Annotated in this window: 17 protein-coding genes, 1 tRNA gene and 1 pseudogene; 18 read left to right on the forward strand and 1 reads right to left on the reverse strand. The window is 56.9% G+C overall.

What is annotated here, in order from left to right; all coding sequences use genetic code 11:
- Positions 1-172: 172 nt before the first annotated feature.
- The 6 genes from hemN (at position 173) to HHJ18_RS11820 (ending at position 6,689) form a co-directional block, all read left to right on the forward strand.
- Entirely contained in the window at positions 173-1,555 is a 1,383-nt protein-coding gene (gene hemN, locus HHJ18_RS11795) for an oxygen-independent coproporphyrinogen III oxidase (RefSeq protein ID WP_296915505.1), read from the forward strand.
- On the forward strand, positions 1,555-2,232 hold the full coding sequence (locus HHJ18_RS11800) for a sulfite exporter TauE/SafE family protein (RefSeq protein WP_296915507.1): 678 nt from the start codon (positions 1,555-1,557) through the stop codon (positions 2,230-2,232). The genes hemN and HHJ18_RS11800 overlap by 1 nt, the downstream gene beginning before the upstream one ends.
- A gap of 170 nt (positions 2,233-2,402) precedes the next feature.
- Positions 2,403-3,563: an extracellular solute-binding protein gene (locus tag HHJ18_RS11805; RefSeq protein ID WP_296915509.1), complete on the forward strand. Its 1,161-nt coding sequence runs from the start codon at positions 2,403-2,405 to the stop codon at positions 3,561-3,563.
- A gap of 120 nt (positions 3,564-3,683) precedes the next feature.
- Positions 3,684-4,787 (forward strand): polyamine ABC transporter ATP-binding protein, encoded by a 1,104-nt coding sequence (gene potA, locus HHJ18_RS11810; protein WP_296915510.1) that lies wholly within the window; start codon positions 3,684-3,686, stop codon positions 4,785-4,787.
- Between the two features lie 50 nt (positions 4,788-4,837).
- Complete coding sequence (locus HHJ18_RS11815; protein WP_296915512.1) at positions 4,838-5,809, forward strand: ABC transporter permease subunit; 972 nt, start codon at positions 4,838-4,840, stop codon at positions 5,807-5,809.
- A gap of 1 nt (position 5,810) precedes the next feature.
- Positions 5,811-6,689: an ABC transporter permease subunit gene (locus HHJ18_RS11820; protein WP_296915514.1), complete on the forward strand. Its 879-nt coding sequence runs from the start codon at positions 5,811-5,813 to the stop codon at positions 6,687-6,689.
- On the opposite strand, the gene HHJ18_RS11825 is transcribed toward HHJ18_RS11820, so the two are convergent.
- Complete coding sequence (locus HHJ18_RS11825) at positions 6,634-7,596, reverse strand: DMT family transporter (protein ID WP_296915516.1); 963 nt, start codon at positions 7,594-7,596, stop codon at positions 6,634-6,636. The two genes, HHJ18_RS11820 and HHJ18_RS11825, sit on opposite strands and share 56 nt — an antisense overlap.
- Positions 7,597-7,730: 134 nt before the next feature.
- Here HHJ18_RS11825 and HHJ18_RS11830 point away from each other — a divergent pair, with 134 nt between their 5' ends.
- The 12 genes and pseudogenes from HHJ18_RS11830 to HHJ18_RS11885 form a co-directional block, all read left to right on the forward strand.
- A complete protein-coding gene (locus HHJ18_RS11830; RefSeq protein WP_296915517.1) occupies positions 7,731-8,141 on the forward strand; it encodes a gamma-glutamylcyclotransferase family protein in 411 nt (136 codons plus the stop codon).
- Positions 8,142-8,427: 286 nt separating this feature from the next.
- Positions 8,428-9,747 (forward strand): isocitrate lyase, encoded by a 1,320-nt coding sequence (gene aceA, locus HHJ18_RS11835; RefSeq protein WP_296915519.1) that lies wholly within the window; start codon positions 8,428-8,430, stop codon positions 9,745-9,747.
- Positions 9,748-9,845: 98 nt separating this feature from the next.
- A complete protein-coding gene (gene thrS / locus HHJ18_RS11840; RefSeq protein ID WP_296915522.1) occupies positions 9,846-11,753 on the forward strand; it encodes a threonine--tRNA ligase in 1,908 nt (635 codons plus the stop codon).
- 87 nt (positions 11,754-11,840) lie between these two features.
- Positions 11,841-12,449, forward strand: a complete 609-nt coding sequence (infC, locus tag HHJ18_RS11845) for a translation initiation factor IF-3 (RefSeq protein ID WP_296915548.1) — start codon at positions 11,841-11,843, stop codon at positions 12,447-12,449.
- 324 nt (positions 12,450-12,773) lie between these two features.
- Positions 12,774-12,977, forward strand: a complete 204-nt coding sequence (rpmI, locus tag HHJ18_RS11850) for a 50S ribosomal protein L35 (protein WP_296915524.1) — start codon at positions 12,774-12,776, stop codon at positions 12,975-12,977.
- Between the two features lie 25 nt (positions 12,978-13,002).
- Positions 13,003-13,362: a 50S ribosomal protein L20 gene (rplT, locus tag HHJ18_RS11855; protein WP_296915525.1), complete on the forward strand. Its 360-nt coding sequence runs from the start codon at positions 13,003-13,005 to the stop codon at positions 13,360-13,362.
- Positions 13,363-13,563: 201 nt separating this feature from the next.
- Positions 13,564-14,628, forward strand: coding sequence for a phenylalanine--tRNA ligase subunit alpha (gene pheS / locus HHJ18_RS11860; RefSeq protein ID WP_296915526.1), 1,065 nt, complete (start codon positions 13,564-13,566; stop codon positions 14,626-14,628).
- A 32-nt stretch (positions 14,629-14,660) separates the two neighbouring features.
- Positions 14,661-17,087: a phenylalanine--tRNA ligase subunit beta gene (gene pheT, locus HHJ18_RS11865; RefSeq protein WP_296915528.1), complete on the forward strand. Its 2,427-nt coding sequence runs from the start codon at positions 14,661-14,663 to the stop codon at positions 17,085-17,087.
- Entirely contained in the window at positions 17,087-17,515 is a 429-nt protein-coding gene (locus tag HHJ18_RS11870) for an integration host factor subunit alpha (RefSeq protein WP_296915534.1), read from the forward strand. Before pheT ends, HHJ18_RS11870 begins: the two co-directional genes overlap by 1 nt.
- 107 nt (positions 17,516-17,622) lie before the next feature.
- Positions 17,623-18,114, forward strand: a complete 492-nt coding sequence (locus HHJ18_RS11875) for a MerR family transcriptional regulator (RefSeq protein WP_296915536.1) — start codon at positions 17,623-17,625, stop codon at positions 18,112-18,114.
- Positions 18,115-18,150: 36 nt separating this feature from the next.
- A tRNA-Pro gene (locus HHJ18_RS11880) sits at positions 18,151-18,227 on the forward strand.
- A gap of 190 nt (positions 18,228-18,417) precedes the next feature.
- Positions 18,418-19,621: pseudogene (locus HHJ18_RS11885) on the forward strand (IS3 family transposase); the annotation flags it as partial.
- Between the last annotated feature and the right edge of the window lie 122 nt (positions 19,622-19,743).

Consider the following 19,743-nt stretch of genomic DNA (forward strand, 5'->3'; position numbering starts at 1 on the left):
CTCCAAGCTTTCATTTGTATGTGCGGTAGCCCACACTGGAGCCCCCGCACATGACTGGTGCCGCTATGCATCCTCAATTCTGCGTGTGCTTGCCTGCTGCAGCGTTGATTCAGGTCAACATAACCGCCTGCGTTTGACCTCACAATTTAAATTAACCCTTGGGGAGTTCTATATGAGCGTTGTTTCGCCTGACTTGCTGCGCCAGTATGACCTGAACGGGCCGCGCTACACCTCGTATCCCACGGCAGACCGGTTTATTGAGGCCTTCGCCGCCGCCGACTATGTACAGGCCTTGCAGCAGCGCCACTCCGGCGGTGGGGCCATGACACTGCCGTTGTCGCTTTACGTCCACATCCCGTTTTGCGAGTCGCTGTGTTACTACTGCGCCTGCAATAAAGTCATCACCAAACACCATGAACGGGCAGCAGAGTATCTGCGTTACCTCAGCCGTGAGGTCAATTTGCACACCGCCCACGTGGGAGTGGGTCAAGTCGTCAGTCAGCTGCATTTGGGCGGTGGAAGTCCGACTTTTTTAAGCGACGACGAGCTGCGCGAACTGATGTCCATGTTGCGTCGCAGCTTTGCGCTGGCGCCTGGTGGCGAATACTCGATTGAAGTGGATCCGCGCACCGTGGATGCCGGCAGGCTAACGGTGCTGGCTGAATTGGGTTTTAACCGTCTGAGCTTTGGCGTGCAGGATTTTGATCCGGCAGTGCAAAAAGCCGTGCACCGGATTCAGGCCACGGAGCGGATTTTTTCACTCGTTGAAACGGCGCGCGAACTGGGATTTGAGTCGATCAATGTGGATCTGATTTATGGCTTGCCGCGGCAGACACCCGAGTCGTTTGAGCGGACCCTGGCTCTGATGAGCGAACTGCGGCCGGACCGGATTGCGCTGTATGCCTATGCGCATTTGCCTGAACGTTTTAAGCCGCAGCGCCGGATTGTGGCGGCCGAGCTGCCCCCGGCTCCGGCCAAGATTTCCATGCTCTCGCGCTCACTTGCAGTGTTTGAAGAGGCGGGCTACGTCTATGTCGGCATGGATCATTTCGCCTTGCCCAACGATGCGCTGGCCGTTGCCAAACGCCAGGGCCGCTTGAATCGCAACTTCCAGGGCTACAGCGCCCAACCCGATTGCGATTTGATCGCCCTGGGTGTTTCGGCGATCGGGCGCGTCGGGGCTAGCTACAGCCAGAATGCCAAAACGCTGGAAGAGTATTATGACCATTTGGACCAGGGACAGTTCCCCGTTGTGCAGGGCTTGGCTTTGTCGCGCGATGACGTGGTGCGGCGCGCAGTGATCATGGCTTTGATGTGCCAGGGCGCGGTGGAGTATGAATCTGTGGAGATTGCCCATTTGATCGATTTTCGCAGATACTTTGCTACAGAACTGCAAGCGCTTGAGTTGCTGGCCGACCGCGAATTGGTGTCCCTGGATGATTCGGGTATTCAGGTGACGGCCAAGGGCTGGTTTTTTGTACGCGCGGTGGCGATGGTGTTTGACCGTTATTTGCAGGCTGATCGCAACCGTACCAAGTTCTCAAGAATCATCTGATGCTGACGGCACTTGGCGCAACCGCTTTGCTGATGGGGCTTGCCGGCGGGCCCCACTGCGTTGCCATGTGTGGTGCCGCATGCGCCGGCATCGGGAGATCCAGCACGGGTACCAACACGCGCTCCATGTGGATATTTCAAGCGGGCAGGGTTCTGGGCTATTCTGCCATGGGCGGGGTGGCAGCGGCTTCCATGCAGGGTCTGGGCTGGCTAAGCGTTCAATCTGCTGCACTCAGACCGGTCTGGACGCTGTTCCATGTGGCGGCGGCACTGCTGGGCCTGATGCTTCTATGGCGGGCGCGCCAGCCGGTCTGGCTTGAAGACGGCGCGCGCAAAGTCTGGAGCCGCGTGCGCTCCGTCACTAAGGGATCAGTGGGCGCTGCTCCGCTGCTGCTGGGCGTTTTGTGGGCCCTGCTGCCTTGCGGTTTGCTTTATTCAGCCTTGCTGGTGGCTGCCTTGAGCAGCAGCGCGCTGGAGGGCGCCGCAGTCATGGCGCTCTTTGCTTTGGGCAGCAGCGTTTCCCTGATGGCCGGGCCCTGGCTTTGGCTGCGTCTGCGCAAGCCGGGCTCGGGGCAGTGGGCGATTCGTCTGGCGGGACTGGCCTTGCTGACCACTTCCCTTGGGGCGTTGTGGATGGGGTTGGTGCACAACACCGCCCCGTGGTGCCTGACGCCCTGACTTTGCCGCCGTTCCAAGGTCTGTCGCAAGCGTTTGCGAAACTACAGGTCCAGCCGGAATAATTACTCTTACAATTCCGCTCTCCGTGGCTTAACCCCCTAAGGCCCTACAGCCTCTAGGTATGTTCTGGACGTCATTTTTTCGCCATTTTTAACGGACTTGAAGACAATATGAACAAGCACTTGTGGTCTTTCGCGTTTTCAGCGCTGGCATTGGTAGCCTGCGGCAAAAAGGAAGATGCACCCGCAGCCGTCGTCGTGCCGACACCGGCGGCCAGCGCTCCTGCGGCGGTTAGCAGTGCCGAAGAGAAGGTGCTCAATATTTATAACTGGCCCGACTACATCGCCAAGGACATGGTGGCGAATTTCGAGAAGGAAACCGGCATCAAGGTCAATTACCAGACTTTTGAAAACAACGAAGCCCTGCACGCCAAGCTGGTGGCGGGCAATACCGGCTACGACATCGTGGTCCCGGGCGCCGTGTTCGCCAAGCCGCAGATAGATGGCGGCTTGCTGCTGAAACTGGACAAGGCCAAGATTGGCAACTATGGCAATCTGGATTCGGCCATCATGGGAAAACTCGGCACGATTGATCCGGGTAATGGCTACCTGGTGCCTTGGGCCTGGAGCTTTACCACGGTGGGTATCAACAAAGGTAAGGTCGCGAAGGCTCTGGGCGCCACGCCCATGCCCGAAAACGCCTGGGAACTGGTGTTCAACCCGGTCTACACGGCCAAACTCAAGTCCTGCGGTATCGCTTACCTGGATTCACCGACCGAGGTGATTCCACCGGCCATGCATTACCTGGGCAAAAATGCCTACTCGAACGACCCGGCCGACCACAAGGCGGCGGGTGAGATGCTGGCCAAGGTGCGACCGCACATCCGCATGTTCTCCAGCACCATGATTGACGATCTGGCTGGTGGAAAAGCCTGCGTGGCTCTGGCCTGGGCCGGAGACATTAACATTGCTCGCGGCCGTGCCATCGAGAACAAGAGCGGCAACGACGTCGAGGCGCTGCTGCCCAGCACCGGTGGTCTGATTTTCTTTGACACCCTGGCCATTCCCAAAGACGCTAAGCATCCGGACAACGCGCATGCCTTCATCAACTATTTCCTGCGGCCCGAAGTGTCGGCCTCGCTGAGCAATGAGCTGAGCTACGCCACGGCTAACAAGGCTAGCCTGGCGCAGGTCAAAGCTGAAATTGTTCAGGACAAGGCTGTCTTTCCCGACACCGCCAATCTGCAGAAAATGGTCTCACCCGCAAGCTTCAGCAATGAAGCGCGAGAGTCCATGAGCAATGCCTTTACCAGCTTCAAAAAAGGCAAATAGCCGCACTTCGAGCCGCACATCGGTCTAGTTGTTGATTTCAGTTTGACCCTCGGCCGGACCTGCAATGCTTTGCGTGTCCGGTTTTTTTTCATTGTGGTGCGACCGCAGGAAGCCGCCTTCATGAATTTGCCCGCAACGCCCGACGACGGATTTTTACGTACCGAACAGCTGGTCAAACGCTTTGACGGTTTGGCGGCGGTCGATGAGGTCTCGCTGTCTATCCGCAGGGGAGAGATTTTTGCCTTGCTCGGCAGCTCGGGCTGCGGCAAATCAACCTTGCTGCGCATGCTGGCCGGTTTTGAAAAGCCGAGCTCTGGCGCCGTTTTTCTTGATGGTGTGGACATTGCTTCATTCCCGCCTTATGAACGGCCAATCAACATGATGTTCCAGTCGTATGCGCTGTTTCCGCACCTGAACATCTGGGACAACATCGCCTTCGGCCTCAAGCGCGAGGGCATGCCCAAGGCGCAGCTTGAGGCGCGGGTGCAGGAGATGCTCAAGCTGGTCCAGCTGGAGTCCTTTGCCAAGCGCAAGCCGCACCAGCTTTCCGGCGGCCAGCAGCAGCGCGTCGCGTTGGCGCGCAGCCTGGCCAAGAAGCCACAGTTGTTGCTGCTCGATGAACCGCTGGGCGCCCTGGACAAGAAACTGCGCGAGCGCACCCAGTTTGAACTGGTCAATATCCTGGAATCGGTCGGTGTGACCTGTGTGATGGTGACCCATGACCAGGAAGAGGCCATGGCCATGGCCTCGCGCATTGCTGTCATGAGCCACGGCCGCGTGCTGCAGGTGGGTACACCCAAAGAAATCTACGAACACCCGAACTGCCGCTTTGTGGCCGATTTTATTGGCAACGTCAATTTGATGGAAGGCGAGCTCACGCTGGACGAGGCGGACCGCTGCGAGGTGACGACCGGGCAGGGCGTGGTGAAGGTCGGCCACGGCATCAGCGGTACCCTGGGCATGGCGGTGGCCATTGCGGTGCGGCCCGAGAAGATTCATATCTCCAAGCTCCGCCCCGAGGTTAGCGTCAATCTGTTTTACGGCAAGGTTCGCGAGATTGCCTACTTTGGCAGCTACAACAGCTACATCGTGGAAATTAGCGGGGGCGTCAGCATGAAGATCACCGAGACCAACACCACCAGAGACGAGGGCAGTGCGATTACCTGGGAAGATCCGGTTTTCTTCTGGTGGGACGACGCCGCACCGATCGTGCTGATCCAATGATGCTGTTGATCAATCATCTGATGAACCCGTAACCTACACAGGCTCAGGCAGTGAAAATCCCGTCTTCGCTCCTCTCTTCGCTCCTCTCTTCGCTTTCTTTGCGGCTGGGGCGGCGCTTTGTCATTGGCGTGCCCTATGTCTGGCTGCTGCTGTTTTTCCTGCTGCCTTTTTTGATACTGCTGCGCATCAGCGTGACCGACATGGGCAACGGGGTCGACCCGTTTGTTCCGCTGATTCGCACGGTGGACGCCTCCTGGCACATCCTGCTGCGCTTCGGAAACTATGTTTCTATTTTCATCGACACTTCGGCGGCAGCCGGAGGTTTTGGCGACACCATCTACATGGAGGCGTACCGGACTTCACTCAAGTTCGCCTCGCTCACCACGCTGTCGTGCCTGCTGATAGGCTACCCGTTTGCCTATTTTCTCGCACGCTCCCGGCCCTCGATTCGCCCCGCGTTGCTGATGCTGGTGATGCTGCCGTTCTGGACCTCGTTTTTGCTACGCGTGTATGCATGGAAAGGCATTTTGGCCGACCAGGGCGTGCTCAACCAGCTGCTGCTGAGTCTGGGCATCATCCGCGAACCGCTGGTCATGCTCTACACCGATGTCTCCATGCTGGTCGGCATGACTTACGTGTACTGCCCGTTCATGATCCTGCCGCTGTACGCCAATCTGGTGAAGATGGACTTCCGCCTGCTGGAGGCGGCCCATGACCTGGGCGCCAGCGCCTGGAAGGCGTTCTGGCTGATCACGGTGCCGCTCAGCAAGTCCGGCATCATTGCGGGCTCCATGCTGGTGTTCATTCCCAGCGTTGGTGAGTTCGTCATTCCCTCGCTGCTGGGGGGTGCCGAAAACATCATGATTGGCCGCGTAGTGTGGGACGAAATGTTCAGCAGCAACAACTGGCCGCGCGCAGCAGCGTTATCGGTCGTGATGATTTTGTTGATCCTGGTGCCGCTGGCTTTTTACTACCGCTACAGCAACGGGCGCCATACCTACGCAGAGCGTGAGGCGTCCTGACATGAGAAGTCTGTGGCGCTTTGCAGAAAACCAGTTGGGCCGGGTCTGGCTCGGTCTGGTTTATCTTTTTCTGTACATTCCGCTGTTTTTCCTCATCGTCTTTTCTTTCAACAGCACCCGCCAGGACGGCGCGTTCACCGGTTTTTCGCTGCGCTGGTACCAGGCCCTGCTGCAGGACTCCCGCCTGGTCGAGGGTTTTTTGCTGTCGCTCAAGGTGGCGCTGATTACCGGCACGCTTTCGGTCGTGCTGGGCAGTTTTGCCGCTTTCGTGCTGGTGCGCTACCTGCGCTTTTCGGGGCGCACGCTGTTTTACGGCATGGTCAACGCCCCGCTGGTGATGCCCGAAGTCATCATCGGGCTGTCCTTGCTGCTGCTGATGGTGGCGGTGCAACGCGGCGTGGGCTGGCCAGAGCGCGGTTTCATCACCATCGTGACCGGCCACACGCTGCTGGGCATGGCCTATGCCACGGTGGTGATCCAGTCGCGTCTGAGCGAGATGGACCGATCGCTGGAAGAAGCCGCCATGGACTTGGGCTGCCGGCCCATGCAGGTGTTCTTTCTGGTGACGCTGCCCAATATCGCGTCTGCCCTGGTTTCAGCCTGGCTGCTCACCTTCACTCTGTCGTTTGACGACGTGGTGATTTCCGAGTTTTTGTCTGGTCCGGGCGTGACGACCTTGCCGCAGGTGATCTTCAGCTACGCGCGGCGCGGCGTGAACCCGTCCATTTACGCGGCGGCGACGATTTTGATTGGCGTCGTGTCGCTGGGCATCATCAGTTACAGCGTCTTCGTGATGCGCCGGCAGCGGCGGTTGGCGCGTGAAATCAGTGCGGCGGCGCGGCCCGAGCAGGCTTTTCCCGACCCCGTTGTGGCAAGGTAGCCAGCACCACGCCTGCCAACGCGATGGCGAAGGCCCCCACCTGCGTAACGCTCAGTGTTTCGCCCAATACGACGACGCCGACGGCTGCGGCGCTTAAAGGCAGCATGACGGTGAACACACCGGCCTGGTTGGCGGGAATGGTTTTTAACCCGGTCATCCACAGCCACACCGTCCATACGCTGGCGGCCAGCGAATAAAACAGCAGTAGCCACCAACTCGCGGGCGCCACAGCGGCAAAGTCAAAGCTCCAGGCCATCCACAGGCCTAGCGGCGTGACCAGTGCAAAGCCCCAGAGGTTGATTAGTGCTGTGATGCGTTTGGGACTGAGCACGCCCGTGAGCTTTTTTCCGATCACCGCATAGGCCGCCTCGCACAGTACGGCGCCCACCAGCAAGAGGTTGCCCAGCCAAGGGCTACTCCACCAGCTGATTTTAGGTAACAAATTGGCCTCTAGCCCAATAGATACGGGCGCAAGCAGCTCACTTTTTGATAGTGAAAAAAGACCGATGCCCAGCACGGCGCAGGCCACGGCGGCCCAGACCGGTGCGCCGATACGTTCGCGCAGGAAGAGCCAGCTCATCAGTGCCACTGCCGCCGGAATCGACGCCATGATGACGCCTGCAGCCACCGCGCTGGTCAGGCTCACGCCATACAACATACAGATGGAAAACAGGAAATTGCCCAGAAATGATTCGAGAAACAGCAGGCGCCGTGTCTGGCTGCTCATCGGCCGTTCCATCGCCGGTTTTTTGAACCAGCGAAGCATCGCCAGGCCGCCGATGCCAAAGCGCAGCCAGGCCAGCAAGAAAACCGGCAGCGCGGCGACCAGCGGTTTGGACAGCGCGACGTAGCTGCCGACCAAAGACATGCTGAGCGCGAGGCAGGCGTAAGCCACAAAGCGGTTCATTAAAATGGAGAAATCCTATTGCGCCGGTTCAGCTGACCGGTCGGGTTGGGTTGCCAGCCCGTTCGGCGGGCGCAGCCTGAAATCATGCCTTATTTTTTAGCGTCACTTTACCGCTCTGTTCGAACCTATCAACGATGCCGGCGCCCTCTGTTCGTCATGTCTTTGTCTACGGTAGCTTGCGCCGCGGCGAGCAACGCGATATCAATCGCTTGCTGCCTGCGCCCTGCCGGGTCGGACGCGCCAGCGTGGCAGGCGTGATGCATGACCTGGGCGCCTATCCGGGCGTAATGCTGGGAGCGACTGGCCTGGTGCGGGGTGAGGTCTACCGAATCAGCGCTGAACTGGAGCGTCAGCTCGACGAGATCGAAGAGGTCTGGCCCGAGTCTAGTGGCGAGTACGCCAAACGCGAAGTCGCAGTCCAGCTTGATCGCCCCTCGAGCGGCGCGTCTGCGCAACTTATCTGCGTTCTTTATGAGGTGGCGCCGGCGCGTGTGTTGGGCATGCTGGTCATCGCTGGTGACGATTGGGTGCAATGCCGCGCCTAGGGCGCGCGCTGAATCGGCGCCTTGACGCAAGCTCCTTGGATTTCATAATCCGGCAAATGGTTGTTTTAATATGAAATCCATAATTGCTGCAGTGCGGAATTATTTCTCAATATAAGAAATTTGATTTTGTATTGCGAAATTTATAAAGAAGAGTATTGATTTCATTGAAATTAATTTTTGTCTTATATAAGACATAAGAGCTTTACAAGGTCTTGTAGAAGACTTAAAGTTGTTTACCGATTCAAGTCGTCCAGTCAAATTTTTATTTCAACCTACGGAGCGCACCATGCCACAAACCCTCACCGAACAACTGAGCCGCGACCAGCAGATATCTGCCCTGGAGAAAGACTGGGCCACCAACCCGCGCTGGAAGGGCATCAAGCGCGGCTACAGCGCCGCCGACGTGGTACGCCTGCGCGGCTCTTTCCCGATTGAGCACACGCTGGCTCGCCGCGGCGCTGAAAAGCTGTGGAGCATTTTGCACAGCGAGCCCTACGTCAATTGCCTGGGCGCGCTTACTGGCGGGCAAGCCATGCAGCAGGTCAAAGCAGGCGTGAAGGCGATTTACCTGTCGGGCTGGCAAGTCGCTGCCGACAACAATACCTATTCGTCGATGTACCCCGACCAGTCGCTGTACCCGGTTGATTCGGTGCCCAAGGTCGTCGAGACCATCAACAACACGTTCCGTCGCGCCGACGAGATCCAGCATGCCAAGGGCATCGATGCGGGCGACAAGGGCTACATCGACTACTTTGCGCCCATCGTGGCCGATGCGGAAGCAGGCTTTGGTGGCGTGCTTAACGCGTTCGAGCTGATGAAGGCCATGATCAAGGCCGGTGCCGGCGGCGTGCATTGGGAAGATCAGCTCGCCTCCGTCAAGAAATGTGGCCACATGGGCGGCAAGGTGCTGTTGCCTACCCGCGAGTCTTGCCAAAAGCTGATTGCTGCCCGCATGGCGGCCGACGTGTGCGGTGTGCCAACGCTGGTGATTGCCCGCACCGACGCAGAAGCCGCTGATCTGCTGACCTCGGACTACGACGAGATCGACAAGCCTTTCCTGACCGGCGAGCGCACCGCTGAAGGCTTTTACAAGACCAAAAAAGGTCTGGACCAGGCCGTTTCGCGTGCCAACGCCTATGCGCATTACGCGGATCTGGTGTGGTGCGAAACTGGTACGCCCGATCTGGACTTTGCCAAGAAGTTTGCCGACGCCGTGCACAAGGTTCACCCCGGTAAGATGCTGGCTTACAACTGCTCGCCATCGTTTAACTGGAAGAAAAACCTGGACGACGCGACAATTGCCAAGTTCCAGAGAGAGCTCGGCGCCATGGGTTACAAGTACCAGTTCATCACGCTGGCTGGCATCCACTCCATGTGGTTCAACATGTACGATCTGGCGCAAGACTACGTCCAGCGCGGCATGACGGCGTACATCGAAAAGGTGCAAGAGCCAGAATTTGCAGCACGCGACCGTGGTTACACCTTTGTGTCTCACCAGCAGGAAGTTGGCACCGGCTACTTCGACGAAGTGACCACCACGATCCAGGGCGGCAAGTCCAGCGTGACTGCGCTGACCGGTTCGACCGAAGAAGAGCAGTTTCACTGATCTGAAGGGCAAGCCGGTGCGGCGTAAAATTACGCTATCCCGGCTTTAAGCTTTCAAGCGCGGCAAGTCCGCGCTTTTTTACTTTTGTTTTCGAAATCATGATCCAAATCACACTTCCTGACAGCTCCAAGCGCGACTATGCAGGCCCGGTAACGGTGGCCGAGGTTGCCGCGTCCATAGGCGCTGGCCTGGCCAAAGCCGCGCTGGGCGGCAAGGTCGACGGCAAACTGGTCGACACCAGCTACCTCATCGCTCAGGACAGTCCTGTTTCCATCATCACCGCCAAAGACGCCGACGGCCTGGAACTGATTCGCCACAGCACCGCCCACCTGTTGGCCTACGCCGTAAAGGAGTTGTTCCCCGAGGCGCAGGTCACAATCGGACCGGTGATTGAAAACGGATTTTTCTACGACTTTTCCTTTAAGCGCCCGTTCACGCCGGAGGACCTCGTTTTCATCGAAAAGCGTATGAGCGAACTAGCGGCCAAAGACGAGCCGGTGACGCGCCGCGTTCTGCCGCGCGATGAAGCGGTGGCGTATTTCAAAAGCATGGGCGAGCATTACAAAGCCGAAATTATTGCCAGTATTCCTGCCAATGAGGATGTGTCCTTGTACCGAGAGGGTGCGTTCGAAGACCTGTGTCGCGGGCCGCATGTGCCCAGCACAGGGAAACTCAAATTTTTCAAGCTCATGAAGCTGGCGGGCGCTTACTGGCGCGGCGACCACCGCAACGAGATGCTGCAGCGTATCTACGGCACGGCTTGGGCCACCAAAGACGAACTGCAGCAGCACCTCTCCATGCTGGAGGAGGCCGAGAAACGTGACCATCGCAAGCTTGGCAAGGAACTTGACTTGTTTCACATTGATGACCATGCCCCTGGTCTGGTGTTTTGGCACCCCAAGGGCTGGACGCTTTGGCAGGGCGTCGAGCAGTACATGCGAAAGGTTTACCAGGAAAACGGCTACCAGGAAGTCAAGGGACCTCAACTTCTGGACAAGACGCTGTGGGAAAAAACCGGACACTGGGACAAATACCGCGACAACATGTTTACGACAGAGAGCGAAAAACGCGATTTCGCCCTCAAGCCGATGAATTGCCCTGGTCATATCCTGATCTTCAAGCAAGGCATCAAGAGCTACCGGGATTTGCCGCTGCGCTATGGCGAATTCGGTCAGTGCCACCGCAACGAGCCCTCGGGCGGTTTGCACGGCATCATGCGCGTGCGCGGGTTCACGCAGGACGACGGCCACATCTTTTGCACCGAAGACCAGATTTTGAAAGAGTGCGTTGACTACACCACACTGCTGCAAAAGGTATATACCGATTTTGGCTTTAAAAATATTGTCTATAAGGTTGCGACGCGGCCAGAAGCGCGCATTGGCTCTGATGAAGGCTGGAATAAGGCAGAAAACGCACTGATCGAAAGTCTGCGCGTCTCGGGCTGCGAATTCGAAATTTCCCCGGGTGAGGGCGCGTTTTATGGCCCCAAGATTGAATACACGCTCAAGGACGCGATTGGCCGGCAGTGGCAATGCGGCACCATGCAAGTCGATTTTTCGATGCCTGAGCGACTGGATGCCGAATATGTGGGCGAGGACGGCGCCCGCCACCGCCCGGTGATGCTGCACCGGGCGATTGTGGGCAGTCTGGAACGATTTATTGGCATTTTGATCGAGGAGAGCGCTGGTGCGCTGCCCGCTTGGCTGGCGCCCGAACAGGTCTCGGTGCTCAATATCACCGATTCCCAAGCCGGTTACGCGCGGAAAGTTGCTAAAACGCTGCAGGATCAAGGGCTTAGAGTCAACCTAGACCTGCGCAACGAGAAAATTACGTATAAAATACGGGAGCACTCGCTTCAAAAGCTGCCTTACATTCTTGTCGTAGGTGACAAAGAGAAGGTGGCAGGGTTAGTGTCTGTGCGCGCCAGGGGTAATAAAGACCTTGGAGCGATGTCCCTCGAAGCTTTTTCCTTGCAAATCGCTTCTGACATCGCCCAAAAGGTTTGATTTTCGACGAATTTGTTGATGAATCGGGCTTCTTGTCATTGCCAGACGGGCGCAAGTCGCTATAGCTTTTATAGCAAAAATTGAAGGATTAACACCATCGCTACTGAATTTCGTGACCGCCGTCACCGTGAAGAACGCAAGCATCGCTTGAACCGTGAAATCATGGCCCCAGAAGTGCGACTGACTGGGCCAGACAATGAGCCTTTGGGCGTTGTTAGCATCATGGAAGCGCTCCGTCTGGCCGGTGAAGCTGACGTAGATCTGGTTGAAATCTCCCCAACGGCGGTCCCGCCGGTTTGCAGGCTCATGGATTACGGCAAGTTCAAGTATGCCGAGCAGAAAAAGGCGGCAGAAGCGAAGTCCAAGCAAAAAGTGATCGAGATCAAGGAAATCAAATTCCGGCCCGGCACTGATGATGGTGACTACAACATCAAACTGCGCAACATAAAGCGCTTTTTGGAAGATGGCGACAAGTGCAAAATTACCTTGCGCTTTCGCGGTCGCGAAATTACGCACCAGGAGCTCGGTTTGGCCCTGCTGGCGCGTATCCGTGATGAGTTGGCAGATTTGATATTGGTCGAACAGTTTCCCAAGCTTGAGGGTAGGCAGATGGTCATGATGATCGCGCCTGGCCGCAAGAAAGCGATGAACAAGCCGGCGGCGGACACCGTGATGGCGCCATCCACAGCAACCTGAAGGTTGTGTGGTTTCGATTAAGGTTTGCTGGTTTGATCACCAGCGGGCCATTAAGAGGGATGCCTTTTGGCACTCCTGTGAAGGCAGGCGACAAGCCGGTCTTCCGAAAGTGGCGGAATAAAATCCGGCACGATCAGTGAAAAGTTGGAAAACTTCCTCGCTGGAAAGTGGCAAGCCTTAAAACCTGTCATTAGAGTGGTGAGCTTTAACGCTCGCCACCAACAAGTGGAGAGCTAAACACTCGCCACTAACAAGTGGCTCGGGGCCATCAAGTCTGCGGAAGTTTCGTAGCGCCTCACGAGCACAAATGAAAAGGAGCATTACATGCCCAAAATGAAGACCAAAAGCGGCGCTAAAAAGCGTTTTCGCGTTCGTCCAGGTGGCACCGTCAAGCGCGGTCAAGCCTTCAAGCGTCACATCCTGACCAAGAAGACCACCAAGAACAAACGTCATTTGCGTGGTTCAGTAGCTGTTCATGACACCGATATGGGTCGCATGTCACAGATGCTGCCAGGCCGTGGCATTTAATTAACGACGAACAAGGAGTAACTACATGCCTCGCGTCAAACGTGGTGTAACGGCTCGCGCCCGCCACAAAAAAGTTTTAGCCCTTGCAAAGGGATTCCGTGGTCGCCGCGGTAACGTCTTCCGCATCGCCAAAGAAGCGGTGATGAAGGCCGGGCAATATGCCTACCGTGACCGCCGGACCAAGAAACGCGTGTTCCGCCAGTTGTGGATCGCCCGTATCAATGCGGCAAGCCGTTCGTTCGGCATGACTTACAGTCAATTTGCCAATGGTCTGAAAAGGGCCGGTATAGAGATTGACCGCAAGGTTCTGTCTGATATGGCCATCCATGACAGCGCCGCTTTCGGCGCCATCGTTGAGCAGGTGAAAGCCAAGCTGGCTGTCTGATTTTTAAGGTCTTTTGCTATTAAATTAATAGCATTTTGCGCACTAGAATAAAGGGCTGGAGCTTGAAAAAGCTCTGGTCTTTTTTTTATGGCTCGCTTTACTTATTGTTCTTTTCTTGCACTTGCGTGATGGCCGCTCGGCCGAGATCGTCGCTGCTGTTGACTGGGCCGCACCAGTATCTTTACCCGTATAAGAGAATTTATGAACGATGCCCACGCCCTCAATGAATTGGTGAGTTCTGCTCAGACCAGTTTTGCGCTGGCCACCACGCCTGCCGATCTGGAGAATGCCAAGGCCCAGCTTCTGGGAAAATCGGGGCGCATCACCGAGTTGATGAAGGGCTTGGCGCTACTTCCTGTAGACGAGAAAAAATCGCGCGGTGCAGCCATTAATGTCGCCAAACAAGCCATAGAAGCCGCGCTAACTGAGCGCCGCCAGGCACTGGCGAATGCCGAACTCGAAAAGCAACTCAAAGCCGAAGCGCTCGACGTAAGCCTGCCTGGCCGCCAGCGGATGCAGGGCGGTCTGCACCCCATATCCTTGACGCTGGAGCGGATTGAAGCGATTTTTAGCTCCATGGGATTTGACGTGGCGCAGGGTCCCGAGATTGAAACCGACTGGTTTAATTTCACCGCGCTCAACACGCCGGAGGACCATCCCGCGCGTTCTATGCACGACACGTTTTATGTTGAAGGTGGTACCGAAGCAGCCCCGAATTTGTTGCGCACGCACACCAGCCCGATGCAGATACGTTATGCCATCCAGCATGTCAAAAAACATCGGGTGGCCATCGATGCAGGCGGCACAATGCCTGAAATTCGCGTTATCGCCCCGGGTCGCACTTACCGGGTAGATAGCGACGCCACCCATTCACCGATGTTTCATCAGTGCGAAGGCCTGTGGATTGGCGAGAATGTGAGTTTCAAGGATTTGAAGTTTGTGTTTACCGATTTTTGTCGAAGTTTTTTTGAAAGCGACGACCTGGTGTTGCGTTTTCGTCCTAGCTTTTTCCCGTTCACTGAGCCCAGCGCCGAGATCGATATCCAGTTCGTGACGGGCCCATTGGCTGGGCGCTGGCTCGAAGTAGCGGGCTCTGGCCAAGTGCATCCCAACGTGGTTCGCAACATGGGGCTGGACCCCGAAAAATACATTGGCTTTGCCTTCGGCATGGGGCCCGACCGTCTCACCATGCTGCGCTATGGCGTGAATGACTTGCGCCTGTTCTTTGACGGCGACATCCGCTTTCTTTCCCAGTTCCAGTCATAAAGCCAAAACGAACAAAGATAGAAGGTAAGACCATGCAATTTCCAGAATCCTGGCTGCGCGAATTTTGCAACCCACCGCTCAGCACCGGGCAACTCGCTGAAACCCTGACCATGGCCGGGCTTGAAGTCGAAGAACTCAAGCCGGTCGCGCCGCCTTTTAGCCATATAGTCGTGGGCCAAATCATGCAGGCGCAACAGCATCCGAATGCCGACCGCTTGCGCGTTTGCCAAGTGGATGTGGGGCAGGACAGTTTGCTCACTATCGTTTGTGGTGCGCCCAATGCCAGAGTCGGCATCAAGGTGCCTTGTGCGCTAGTGGGTGCCGAATTGCCGCCAGGCGAAGACGGCAAACCTTTTCTGATCAAGGTTGGCAAGCTACGCGGCGTCGAAAGCCAGGGAATGCTTTGCTCAGCGCGGGAACTCAAGCTGTCGGAGGACCATGGCGGCCTGTTGGAACTGGCTCCCGACGCGCCGCCGGGTCAGGACATCCGTGAGCACCTGAAGCTCGATGACACCCTGTTCACCTTGAAGCTCACGCCCAATTTGGCGCACTGCCTGAGCGTCTATGGCGTCGCACGCGAAGTCGCTGCCCTGACCGGCGCGCGCTTGAATACGCCGTGTTTTCCATCCGTGCCTGTCGGTAATCAGGACAAGTTGGCTGTGAAGGTTAGTGCACCGGACCTGTGCGGCCGTTTTTCGGGCCGTATAGTGCGCGGCGTCAATCCACAAGCTGCCACCCCCTCCTGGATGGTTGACAGGCTGGCGCGTTGCGGGCAGCGCAGCGTGACGGCACTGGTCGACATTTCCAACTACGTCATGTTTGAACTGGGTCGTCCCAGCCACATCTTTGATCTCGACAAAATCCACGGCGGGCTCGACATTCGCTGGGGCAAGTCCGCCGAGACGCTGAAGCTTCTCAACGGCAGCACCGTGACTGTTGATGAAAAGGTTGGCGTGATTGCTGACGACGTTCAGGTCGAATCATTGGCCGGCATCATGGGCGGTAGTGCTACGGCGGTGTCGGACGACACGCAGAACGTCTATGTTGAAGCCGCCTTCTGGTGGCCCAAAGCCATCGCAGGCCGATCACGCCGATACAACTTTTCAACCGATGCAGGCCACCGCTTTGAACGCGGCGTGGACCCTGGCCAAACCCTGGAGCACATCGAACGCATCACCCAGCTCATCATCGATATCTGCGGCACTGCGGACACGGTGTGCGGCCCACTGGATGATCTGCAGGTCAACCTGCCCACGGCGAGTCCCGTCACCCTGCGGGTGGAGCGCGCGGCCAAGGTGATAGGCATGCCGCTCACGCAGGCACAGTGCCTGGATGCGCTCAATCGTCTCGGTTTGCAGGTGACAGAGGTCGAAGGCGCGCTGACGGTGACGCCGCCCAGCTACCGTTTCGACCTGCAAATTGAAGAAGACCTCATAGAGGAGGTGGTGCGCATGGTCGGTTATCAGCAGTTGCCCGAAACCCCGCCTTTCGCACCCATCACCGCCAGAATCCGTCCGGAGGCGGAGCGCTCACCGTTTGCTGTGCGCCGTGCGTTGGCAGCCTTGGGCTACCAAGAAACCATCAATTTCAGTTTTGTGGACCAGCGCTGGGAGACCGAACTTGCCGACAACCCCCATCCCATCAAGCTGCTGAACCCGATTGCCAGCCAGATGAGCGTGATGCGTTCCTCATTGCTGGGTTCCTTGTTGCAGGTGCTCAAGTTCAATTTGGACCGCAAGGCGCCTCGCGTGAATGTGTTCGAGGTAGGTCGGGTATTTCTACGCGATGCGCAAAGCCAGAACACCGACACCACGGTGGCCGGGTTCAATCAGCCGATGCGTGTCGCCGGTCTGGCGTATGGTCCACGCGCGGCACTGCACTGGAGCCAGCCCGACAAGGCGGTTGACTTCTTTGACATTAAGGGCGATGTCGAAGCGTTGCTGGCGCCACTGCAAGCATTTTTTGCGCCGGCAGAGCATCCCGCCATGCATCCTGGCCGTTGCTCCAGCGTGTCTGTGGCCGGTAGGGCAATTGGCTTCGTGGGTGAACTTCATCCGCAGTGGCGGCAAAGCTACGAGCTGCCGCAGGCGCCCCTGCTGTTTGAGTTGGAGCTCGATGCCGTTCTACAACGGCCAGTGCCGGTCTTCAAGCCAGTCAGCAAACTGCAGCCCGTGGAGCGCGACATCGCCGTGATCGTGCCAGAGAGCGTCACACATGCGGCGCTTTTGGCTGCGATACACGGCGCTGACACGCGGGGCCGCCTCAAGGGCACAACGCTGTTCGATATCTACCGGCCGCTGCAAGCCAACGCAGGCATACAGCTCGGAGAGAAAAGCCTCGCCGCGCGCTTGGTGCTTTCGAGCGACGCCACTACACTGACAGACGAGGAAATTGATGCAACCGTGCAGGCCGTGCTAGCCAATCTGCAGGGCCAATTGCAGGCCCGTTTGCGCGCCTGATGCTTGCACAAAAGTCTTTACAAAACAATAGCGGCCAGGAGGATCGAGCCATGGAATTTTCTGTTGAAAGCCTGGAGACCCCCGCGCTCACCAAGGCGCATCTGGCCGAGTTGTTGTTTGAGAAAATCGGGCTCAACAAACGCGAATCGAAAGACATGCTGGACGCGTTTTTTGACTTGATTTCAGACAGCTTGGTAGAGGGTGATGATGTGAAAATTTCCGGCTTCGGCAATTTTCAGATTCGCACCAAGGCGCCACGACCAGGCCGCAACCCTCGAACAGGCGAAGCCATCCCCATTCAAGCCCGTCGGGTGGTAACTTTCCACGCCAGCCACAAGCTGAAAGACCAGATTCAGGGCGACACTGCAGAGAGTGAACTTCCGGAATCTTTTCTAGAAGTACTGGAGGGGGAGCAAAGGAGTACTTAATATTAAATATGTATCAAAACAACATATTTCAAGAAAATTTAGTTACCCTTTGCCCAAGCTTCCGACTTAGAGTAAATTTGAAATCACCCTTTAGCGTATTCATCTAATTGGAGAAAACTCTACCTTCCATTCCCGCGAAACGCTACTTTACTATTGGTGAGGTCAGTGATTTGTGCGGCGTCAAACCTCATGTGCTCCGTTACTGGGAGCAAGAGTTCTCGCAGTTGCGCCCGATGAAAAGGCGTGGCAACCGCCGTTATTACCAGCACCACGAGGTGCTGATGATTCGCCGGATCCGGGATCTTCTGTATGACCAGGGCTTCACCATCAGCGGCGCACGCAACAAACTGCAGGAGATCGTTCAGACTGAACGCGACAAGCGGCGCAACGGGGAAATCATGCTGGATGGTGTGGACGCGCTGGAGGCGGGCGATTCGGTACTAAACGATTTCGAGGACTCGGTGGACTTTGAAGACAGCGAGCACGCGGATGCGGATTTGCCGGATGGCAGCATTTCGCAGCAACGCTTGCAATTGGTGCGCCGCGAACTGTTTGAAATCCGCGATCTGCTCAGCCCCCTGACTCAACCCATTTACTGAGTAGGGCGTCGTGTCGCGCTATACTCCAAAGTCTGTCGGTGTGTGGCGCAGCTTGGTAGCGCACTTGCATGGGGTGCAAGGGGTCGGAGGTTCGAATCCTCTCACACCGACCATATGAATCAAGGACTTAGCTTCGAAAAGGGGCGAAGTCCTTTCTTCTTTCTCGGTGTGTCGCGCAAATTTAGCCACACCTTTAGCCACACCACAATATTTGCTGAACATCATAAGTCAGCCTGTTAGCGCCAATTGAATACTGGCCCCCTGGGGGTGCGGACGAAAACTTGGACTACTTGGAGGTAGTTCATGTACTCTTACGAAGACCGCATTCGAGCAGTCAAGCTCTATATAAAACTCGGGAAATGCACTGAAGCGACCATTCGTCAGTTGGGATACCCGACGAAGAACGCGCTCAAGAGTTGGCATCGAGAATACGAACAAGGTCACGATTTGCCGGTGGGCTATGTGCTTTCAAGGCCGAAGTATTCAGACGAGCAGAAGAAAGTGGCCGTTCAGCACTACCTAGACCATGGTTGCTGCTTTGCTGGAACCCTGAAGGCACTGGGATACCCGTGCCGCGAAACGATCTCAGCCTGGGTCGATGAGCTGCACCCCGAAACGAGAAAGTACGTTGTTGACAAAGCGCGGAGCGTACCGCGCCCTCCAGAGCTAAAGCAGGCGGCAGTCATTGCGCTTTGCACCAGGCAGACAAGTGCGCAAGCCATTGCACAAAAGCTAGCCGTGAGCAGGCCGACGCTGTACCAATGGAAAAATCAACTCCTGGGCCGTGAGGCCCCCGCATCCATGAAACTTAACAACGATCCGTCGCCAGATCCTGAGCGGAAAGAACTGGAGCAGCAAGTCCAATCGCTTCGACGCGACGTCCGGCAATTGCAGCTTGAACACGACATCTTGAAGAAGGCCAATGAGCTGTTAAAAAAAGGGCCTGGGCGTCGACCTGCCGCTCCTGAGCAACCAGGAGAAGACGCGGCTCGTTGACGCCCTGAGAAAAACCTATGCATTGGCAGAACTCTTGGCCGAACTCGATCTTGCCCGAAGTTCCTACTTTTATCATCGGGCACGGCTACGGGTCGCCGACAAGCATGGTGTCGTGCGTCGCACCATCGCAGACATCTTCGAACTCAATCACCGCTGCTACGGCTATCGCCGGATACAGGCGTCACTGGGCAGACAGCACGTCTTCATCTCGGAGAAAGTCGTGCGGCGTTTGATGAGGCAGGAATGCCTGGTCGTTGCCCGGGCTAAGCGCAGACGGTACGGCTCCTACCTGGGAGAAATCAGCCCTGCGCCAGACAATGTCATCAATCGCGACTTCCAGGCTGCAACCCCGAATGAGAAGTGGCTCACCGACATCACGGAGTTCCAGATTCCAGCTGGCAAGGTGTACCTATCGCCCATGATCGACTGCTTCGATGGGCTGGTGATCAGCTGGACCATCGGCACCCGGCCAGATGCCCAGCTTGTGAACACGATGCTGGATGTTGCCATTGTGGTTGACGACAATTACCCTGGCCGGTTGACGACAACTATGTTGGCCGGTTAGAGGCCTACACCGGGCGGGTCCGGGAGGCGGGGCTACCGTTGGTCCTTCGAACACAAATCGAAGGTAGG

Source organism: Polaromonas sp. (genome assembly GCF_012927455.1).
Classification (GTDB): domain Bacteria; phylum Pseudomonadota; class Gammaproteobacteria; order Burkholderiales; family Burkholderiaceae_C; genus Polaromonas.

Coding starts and splice junctions, on each gene's coding strand:
- HHJ18_RS11830 (WP_296915517.1), top strand. CDS start 7,731: ATGCCGGCGCCCTCTGTTCGTCATGTCTTTGTCTACGGTAGCTTGCGC.
- aceA (WP_296915519.1), top strand. CDS start 8,428: ATGCCACAAACCCTCACCGAACAACTGAGCCGCGACCAGCAGATATCT.
- HHJ18_RS11805 (WP_296915509.1), top strand. CDS start 2,403: ATGAACAAGCACTTGTGGTCTTTCGCGTTTTCAGCGCTGGCATTGGTA.
- potA (WP_296915510.1), top strand. CDS start 3,684: ATGAATTTGCCCGCAACGCCCGACGACGGATTTTTACGTACCGAACAG.
- HHJ18_RS11820 (WP_296915514.1), top strand. CDS start 5,811: ATGAGAAGTCTGTGGCGCTTTGCAGAAAACCAGTTGGGCCGGGTCTGG.
- HHJ18_RS11825 (WP_296915516.1), bottom strand. CDS start 7,596: ATGAACCGCTTTGTGGCTTACGCCTGCCTCGCGCTCAGCATGTCTTTG.
- hemN (WP_296915505.1), top strand. CDS start 173: ATGAGCGTTGTTTCGCCTGACTTGCTGCGCCAGTATGACCTGAACGGG.
- rplT (WP_296915525.1), top strand. CDS start 13,003: ATGCCTCGCGTCAAACGTGGTGTAACGGCTCGCGCCCGCCACAAAAAA.
- HHJ18_RS11800 (WP_296915507.1), top strand. CDS start 1,555: ATGCTGACGGCACTTGGCGCAACCGCTTTGCTGATGGGGCTTGCCGGC.
- HHJ18_RS11870 (WP_296915534.1), top strand. CDS start 17,087: ATGCTTGCACAAAAGTCTTTACAAAACAATAGCGGCCAGGAGGATCGA.
- rpmI (WP_296915524.1), top strand. CDS start 12,774: ATGCCCAAAATGAAGACCAAAAGCGGCGCTAAAAAGCGTTTTCGCGTT.
- pheS (WP_296915526.1), top strand. CDS start 13,564: ATGAACGATGCCCACGCCCTCAATGAATTGGTGAGTTCTGCTCAGACC.
- pheT (WP_296915528.1), top strand. CDS start 14,661: ATGCAATTTCCAGAATCCTGGCTGCGCGAATTTTGCAACCCACCGCTC.
- thrS (WP_296915522.1), top strand. CDS start 9,846: ATGATCCAAATCACACTTCCTGACAGCTCCAAGCGCGACTATGCAGGC.